The following is a 6,723-nucleotide window of genomic DNA, read 5'->3' as shown; positions in this document are numbered from 1 at the left end:
GATCATCACGTTGCCCCCGAGGTCGCGGCCCAGGAAGCCGACGTAGTAGGTCGTACGAAGCCGGTCGGTCAGGCCCTGGTTCGCCAGGTCCACGTGGAGCAGCCACGGCTGGCCCTTGTGGGCGAGAAACGCTCGAATGGCCTTCGCATAGCGGCCGGCCGGCGCGACGAGGGCGGCGACGCGGAGCCTCTCGCCGGACCTGAGCCTGACGTGGCGCAGCGTGCGAATCATCGGGCCTGCTCCTCCAGCAAGCGCTCCGCATCGGGCAAGCGGTAGAGGACCAGCAACACCTCGCTGAGGCGGTTGAGGTCAATCAGGGGGCGCACCTTGACGTCGTAGAACAGGTGGTCTTTCGCCGCCGGCGCCTGGACGACTCGGCCCGCGACCAGCCCGGCAGGCACCGTGGGGTCGAGACCCGAGGTGACGACCAGGTCGCCTGTGGCCACGGGATGAAGGTAGAGCCATTTCAGTTGCAGAAGGCCATCCCGATCGCTCGTCCCGCGCAGCACCCCCACGTCGCCGGTGCGCGCCACGCGCACCTTGAGGCCCGCCAGGCTGTCGGTGAGGAGGCGGATCGTGGCGGCTCGGGGCTGAACGGCGGCGACCCTGCCGACGATCGAGGAGCCCCAGACCGCGGGGGTCCCGGGACGCAGGCCATCGGCCGAACCCTTGTCCACGATCACGCTGTGGCGCCAGGGCGAGGCGTCGGCAGCGACCACCGTGGCCGGCACGATCTGGAGCGGGTGCGCGGGCAGGCTCTGCCGGAACTCCTCGAAGCCGCGCAGGTTGCGCAGGCGCACGGCCGCATCGTGAGCCTCGGCCGCGAGGTAGGCCATGGCCTCGCGGAGCGCGCGATTCTCCTCGCGGAGCCGCTCGACCTCCTCGCTCGCGCGCCAGAGGCTCGCCAAGCGGCTGAGGAGGGCCTGCAACGAGGCCGTTGTGCCGCTCAGGAGGCGGAGCGGCGGGACCGCCGCCGAGTGGGCCCCTCCGCGCAGAGCGTCGTGCCATGCTCTGGGGGTGGCGACGCTTATGGCGCACCCCGCCAGGAGGGCAAGGGCCAGGAGGCGCTTCCGAGTGGAGGGTCTCACCTGCGATGCCATTCCACAGGGCCTTGGGAGCGGCGGCGCGGGGCGGGAGACGCCCGCGGCGCCTGGGGATTCTAGCCTCTGGCGCCCCGTCTGTCAAAGAAATCGCGCAATTTCCCTTGACATCGCGCGCAAACGGACTGAAACTGAGTACAGAAGCATTGATCGAACGTGGGCGTCTTGGCGGGGCTTTCGGATGAGCATCTTCCCCGACAGATTCCTGAAGGCATCGGCCTCTTGCCGCCCGCTCGGCTCCGGCTCGACGCGGAGGCTTTCCTGCGAGCAGCCCCCCGACGTGTTTGCGAGTTCAGCCACCTCGCGGCGCCCGCGGCCGCGCGGTGTTGTTTCCGTCCGTCTGATCGCACGAGGTTGGATTTCCGAACGCCCCGAGACGCCCAGGAATGCCCGCGTCGGGCCGGAGCGAAGGAGATCCACCCATGAACGTTTCCCTGACGACACTCGCGCTGCGGCGTTCTGGAACGCGGGGCTACACGTCTGCGACGCGCGCCTCGCACCCCGCCATCCTTGCTGAGGATACTGCGACACAAAGGCTTCTGCACTGCACGGTCGTCGTCCTCCTGGCCCTGGCATTCGCCGTCGCCGCGAACGGGCCTGTGCTGGCGGCCAACCCCCTGCCGCCGGGCACCTCGCTGTTCAAGCCGGGCACTGTCCCCCCGCTGGGTCCGCCCAATTACTCGACGACGCTGCCCTCCTACTTCGTGGCGGGCAACATCGTCGGGGGCCCGATGGCGTCGGCCTACGCGCCGCTCACGCCCGACATCGCCGGCGTGCTGACGAGCACGGTCTACAGAGACCCCGCCACGGGGTTCCTGGGCTTCCGCTATCATTTCACCAGCACGGGCGCCTCGGACCTCATCCGGGCCACGATCGCCGGGGCGTCCTGGCTCGGGGTCACCATCACGAACGCGGGCGCTGACGGCTCCGGCTCCTCGACCGCGGGCACTGTGGCTCCCTTCTGGACCGATGGCGACCCGAACTTCATCCAGCGGAATCCCGTGGTGTTCGGTGACGGCCTGACGATCCAGTGGCGCGCGCTCAGCAGAGGCACTGCGCTGCGCGCGGGGGACTCCTCCTCCTCTATCTTCATCGAGACCAACTGGGAGACGTTCCAGACGGTTGCCGTGGGCCTGCTGGACAGCGGAGCGGTCTCCACAGCCCAGGCGTTCGCTCCCGGCCCGATCAATCCCTCTTTGGACATCGAGAAGCACACCAACGGCCAGGACGCCGATGTGGCGCCCGGGCCGCTCATCGCCGTGGGCGCCCCTGTGCTCTGGGAGTACATCGTCACGAACACAGGCGATGTGACGCTGACCAACATCACCGTGACCGATGACGTGCTGGGCGTGATCGGGGTGATCCCCTCGCTGGCGCCCGGCGCCTCGCAGACCCTCTCGGCGAACGGCGTGGCCGTGGGCGGGCAGTATGCCAACGTGGGCACCGCTGTCGGCTACCCGCCGGTGGGGGACCCTGTGAGCGACACCGACCCCAGCCACTACCTCGGCGGCGGCGTGGTGTCGTTCGGCCGCGTAACCATCGAGAAGTCGGGCGGCGAACTGCTCGGCAACTCGCGCACCATCGGCTTCTGGAAGAACAACATCCAGAAGCACATGGCGGGCAAGACCAGGGGCATTCAGGTCTCGTACGCGGACCTCGCGTCGTGGCTCGTGGCGGTAGAGGGCTTCTACCTGCCTGACCCGTTTGTGCTCGGCGCCACGGATGCGCAGCGACTCCAGAATGCCTACAACATCCTCAACTACAGCGGCTCCAACATGGCGTCCAAGACGCGGCGGCAGTTGCTCGCCACCGAGCTGAACCTGCTGTCGGGCACGTTTGCGCTGGACGACGTGGCGGCCCACGAGGCCCTCTGCAAGCTGGCCGAGGACGCGCTGAACACGGTGGGCGCTGACCTGGCGTTCATCCACAACCTGCTCGACCTGGCCAACAACGCAGGCGAGAACGGCGGCTACCCTGGACCGCTGACCTGCGGCAACACCGTGCTCTACACGATCACCATCACGGCCACCGGGCTGCCCAACCCAAAGGACATCGTGGTGAAGGACTGCCTCGACACCTCGCTGATGTTCCTGGTGGCAGACGGTGGCGGCCAGTATTCGGCGGCGACTCATTGCGTGAAGTGGAATGTGACCCTGCCGGCCGGCGACAGCGTGAAGGTGCTCCACATCTGGGCCAACCTGCTTGCCCTGCCGGCGGGCGATGCGGCCCAGTGCCCGCCCGAGTGGACGTGCAGCAACGTGCTCGAACTGCCCGTTGCCACGAAGAAGGGAGTGCTTCTGGAGGTGGGCTTGAGAAACACCGCCTGCTTCAAGGAAGTGGTCGCAGAGTGAGGCACGTCAGGGAACGTCTCACACACCCGGGGGCCTCGCGGCAACGCGAGGCCCCCTGCATGTGGGCACCGCGCAGGATGCAGGGCGTTACTGCTCCCCCCGCGAATCCATTTGCAGTGTAGAGCCACGCGGCGCTGGTCAGAGCACCAAGGGTAGCCGCAGCGTCCCGCTTGCGGGGGTCCTCGACAAGCGGGACGCTTGCGGCTACGAAGGGAACGAGGACGGATTCGTGGCCGGGGTAGTCATGCGTCGCCAACTCCGCCAAGGGCGGCTGTGCCGCGCTCCCCTCACCGAGCTGAGGTGTGTTGGGGAAAAGAAAGCCGCCGCGTGACGTGCGTCGCGCGGCGGCTCTGGATGCAGGATTCGATTGCGGGCGCTGCTCAGCTCTTGCGGCGGCGGCGAGCGAGAGCCGCGAGGCCAATGCCCAGCAGGGCGAGCGAGCAAGGCTCAGGAATCAGCTCATTGTTCGCGGCCTTCGGGGCATAGCCGCTCGCGGAGGCCACCAGCCCCGTATCCTGGATGCCCACGTTGGTCGTCTGGTAGGCCGTGGCGTTGGTGTCGAACCACACGCGGGCCGAAACATTCGTGGGATTGCGGATCAGGGTCCCGTTGAACGCCCCGTCCATCCATTGGATCGTGAGGCCCTCGCCGCTGATGGTGGGGTCGCGCAGGATGAAGTTCGGGTCGCCGTCGCTCCAGAAGATCCCCACACCTGTGGGGGTGGATGTGCCCGAGCCATCGGCGCCGGCGTCAATGGTGTAGCCGAGCCAGGGGTACGTGGGGTCGCCGATGGTGGCGCGCACAATGTCCACAGTCGCGCCCACGGTGGTGTTGGTGAAGATGTATTCGAAGGTCAGCGTGTCGTCGCCGCCCGAGCCGATCGGGTCGCGCCAGACATTCGTCGTCACCGAGCCTGCGAAGGCGCCCGTATACGGCGACACCAGGGTGGCCACCAGGACATAGTTCGCGTAGTTGGCCGGGAGGGCATTGGTGAAGTCCGGCGTGGCGGTTCCGAGAGCTGGGTTTTCCAGCGACGTCCCCGGGAGCAGTGGGGCCGCCGATGCCAGTGAAACCGCGAGACACAGCACCGCAAGCGACGCCGTCCTCATCAGTGGTTCCTTTCCCCGCCGGACCCGCTGGACGGGCAATGGGTCCCAGAGCAGAAGCTACGTCGTTGTTGGACTCGCCTGGCTACGCACGCTCGCCCGTACACCTAAACACTCTAGCTTATAGCACGGCGTGAGCCTCGCTGTCAAGCTTTTCTGTGCGGAAAAATCGCCGGGCTGCCGGATGGGGGCTCAGTACTCGGTGTCCGAGCTCTCGAGCACGCCGCTCATGCGGGTGAGATCGTCGAGGACGACGCCCGTGCCGCGGGCGACGCAGGTGAGGGGCACGTTCATAAAGACCACCTGCCGAAGCGCTTGGCAGCGTTACCGTGAACTACAACCACCTCCGATGTGGGCAGGCTGCACACCGCCGGGATGGCGTCGAGGAGCAACTCCATGGCCGGCTTCACTATCATGTTGAAACGCACTTCCTGGTAATGGATGGGGCTGTCGTTCCGCATCTCGAGCTCCCCGACGTTCTTGCCCTTGTAGCGGAAGAGGACCTTCTGATCGGCGAACTCGCCTCTGCGCAGCGCTTTAGAGTTGACGACCTCGAAACGCTCGCCCATAACCTGAACAACTTCTTTGTTCAGGAAGACGTGGAAAGCCGTCCCATCGAAGACGGTGAGATAGTTGACCTCTCCTCCGTTGAAGATGGCCTTCATGAGGAAGGCGCGCAAGAGGGCCTTCCTCTGGAAGCGGTCCCGCAGCTCTCGCATGGGGGTCTGCAGGCGTTCCTTGGCTGCCGCAGGATTCCTCTTGTACTCGTCGTAGGAGGGAGGAAAGGCATCAATACAATGGATGAGCAGAGTCCCAATGCCATTGAGCGCCATGAAACCGTCGTCCGCCAGGAACCTGCTCCTGCTGTAGAGGAAGATCTGCCATTTCCTCCTACCTGACTTAACGGAGTGCGCGTCACCAGAGGGGTCGATCACATCCTTCTTCGCTTGAGGATCATTGCGGTAATCCTGGCCCAGGCCAAGCTCAAGGGCGAAAAGGAGGGCATTATCATGCCCCTCCTGACGGTACTTGCGCGCTCGCTCCGATGTGGATGCCCGGCGTGCCATCAGGCTGGCATCCTCCAGATGAGTAGCTCGTGGGACAGCTTCACGTATGTCCCATTGTTGCTCCGAGCTCGATTCTCCCCGATACGTGTGTCACCCTGGCCAAAGGTGTATTGCCACTTCGGAGCAGTCATCTCACAGTCGCGATACCACGACCTGATAGTTGCGCAGTCATTATAGGATAGGACGAAACCGCCTCTGTGGGATCGCAGCATCTCGCGGAGGGCTTCATGTGGGAATCCCTTGTGGTGGATCGGAAAGTTGCGATGCGGGTACATGCCGCAGAACGTCTTCCCCTCGTCGAGGTAGTAAGGCGGGTCACAGTAGAGGAAGTCAGTTGGGTAACTGGCGATGATCTCCTCAAAGGATGCTGTTCTCACATGCATTGTTGGCGCGCGAAACGCTCGAACTTTCTCGATCATGCCACGATAGCGCTTCTCCTGGAGATATACGTCCGAGGGCCAGCCCAGGAAGTGCGGCCCGTAGGACGTATTGGAGTTGAAGTAGTAGTGGGCGGCAAGGTCGTACCGATCCAGGCGCTGAATGCCTTTCCAATGGTCACTTAGGCGCCGCTTCACTGCGGCGAAGGTCTCTCTTGTTGGCTCGAGAGCTGCGAGCCTGCGGTACAGCGCCTCTGGGTACTCAAGCTGCACCTGCCAGTAGTTGCAGAGTATGTCGAAGATGTCCGAGGCGATCACCGGGAGACCACACTCCACCGCGCAGGCGACCTCCACTGAGCCGCCGCCCAAGAAAGGGGAAACCAGTCTGGTGATTCGGTCCGGCAGCCTCTCCAGCACGAAGCCTACAGCAAGGCTCTTGCCGCCGGCGTAGCGAAGGGGTGAGCCCAGATACCTCTTGTAGCTTAGCCTGCTGTCGCTCCATAGCCGCTCGAGGAGACGGTTACGCGCGGACGCAAAGGGGGTCTTCTGGGCGCCGCGCTGCTGGGCGGCGTGGCGAAAAAGCGGGGTACGGGTGACCGAAGAATCGTCGAGGACTCCCGAATCGTAGCTGCGCGCATCCGTTTCCACGTCAGTACTCGGTATCGCTGCTCTCGAGCACGCCGCTCATGCGGGTGAGATCGTCGAGGACGACGCCCGTGCCG

6 protein-coding genes are annotated in these 6,723 nt (G+C 65.2%); 1 reads left to right on the top strand and 5 read right to left on the bottom strand.

Translation table 11 applies throughout. From position 1 onward, the window contains the following. Both PLE19_23670 and mreC read right to left on the bottom strand, forming a co-directional pair. On the bottom strand, window positions 1-231 hold a 231-nt coding region (locus PLE19_23670; GenBank protein ID HPD17948.1), incomplete at its 3' end, for a hypothetical protein. Then, window positions 228-908, bottom strand: coding sequence for a rod shape-determining protein MreC (gene mreC / locus PLE19_23665; GenBank protein HPD17947.1), 681 nt, complete (start codon window positions 906-908; stop codon window positions 228-230). The genes PLE19_23670 and mreC, both read right to left, overlap by 4 nt. 614 nt (window positions 909-1,522) lie before the next feature. Here mreC and PLE19_23660 point away from each other — a divergent pair. Beyond that, window positions 1,523-3,451 (top strand): hypothetical protein, encoded by a 1,929-nt coding sequence (locus PLE19_23660; protein HPD17946.1) that lies wholly within the window; start codon window positions 1,523-1,525, stop codon window positions 3,449-3,451. A gap of 380 nt (window positions 3,452-3,831) precedes the next feature. Here the strand turns inward: PLE19_23660 and PLE19_23655 are convergent, their stop codons facing one another. From PLE19_23655 to PLE19_23645, 3 genes are all read right to left on the bottom strand, one after another. Beyond that, the gene (locus PLE19_23655; GenBank protein HPD17945.1) at window positions 3,832-4,560 is read right to left on the bottom strand and encodes a PEP-CTERM sorting domain-containing protein; all 729 of its coding nucleotides are present in this window, start codon (window positions 4,558-4,560) and stop codon (window positions 3,832-3,834) included. Window positions 4,561-4,847: 287 nt separating this feature from the next. Further along, window positions 4,848-5,624 (bottom strand): hypothetical protein, encoded by a 777-nt coding sequence (locus tag PLE19_23650; GenBank protein HPD17944.1) that lies wholly within the window; start codon window positions 5,622-5,624, stop codon window positions 4,848-4,850. Continuing rightward, window positions 5,624-6,649 carry a DNA adenine methylase gene (locus PLE19_23645; GenBank protein HPD17943.1) on the bottom strand — a complete coding sequence of 342 codons (1,026 nt, stop codon included), beginning with the start codon at window positions 6,647-6,649 and terminating at the stop codon, window positions 5,624-5,626. The genes PLE19_23650 and PLE19_23645 overlap by 1 nt, the downstream gene beginning before the upstream one ends. Window positions 6,650-6,723: the final 74 nt, after the last annotated feature.

Source organism: Planctomycetota bacterium (genome assembly GCA_035384565.1).
Classification (GTDB): Bacteria; Planctomycetota; PUPC01; order DSUN01; family DSUN01; genus DAOOIT01.
This window is presented reverse-complemented; position numbering and strand designations above follow the sequence as displayed.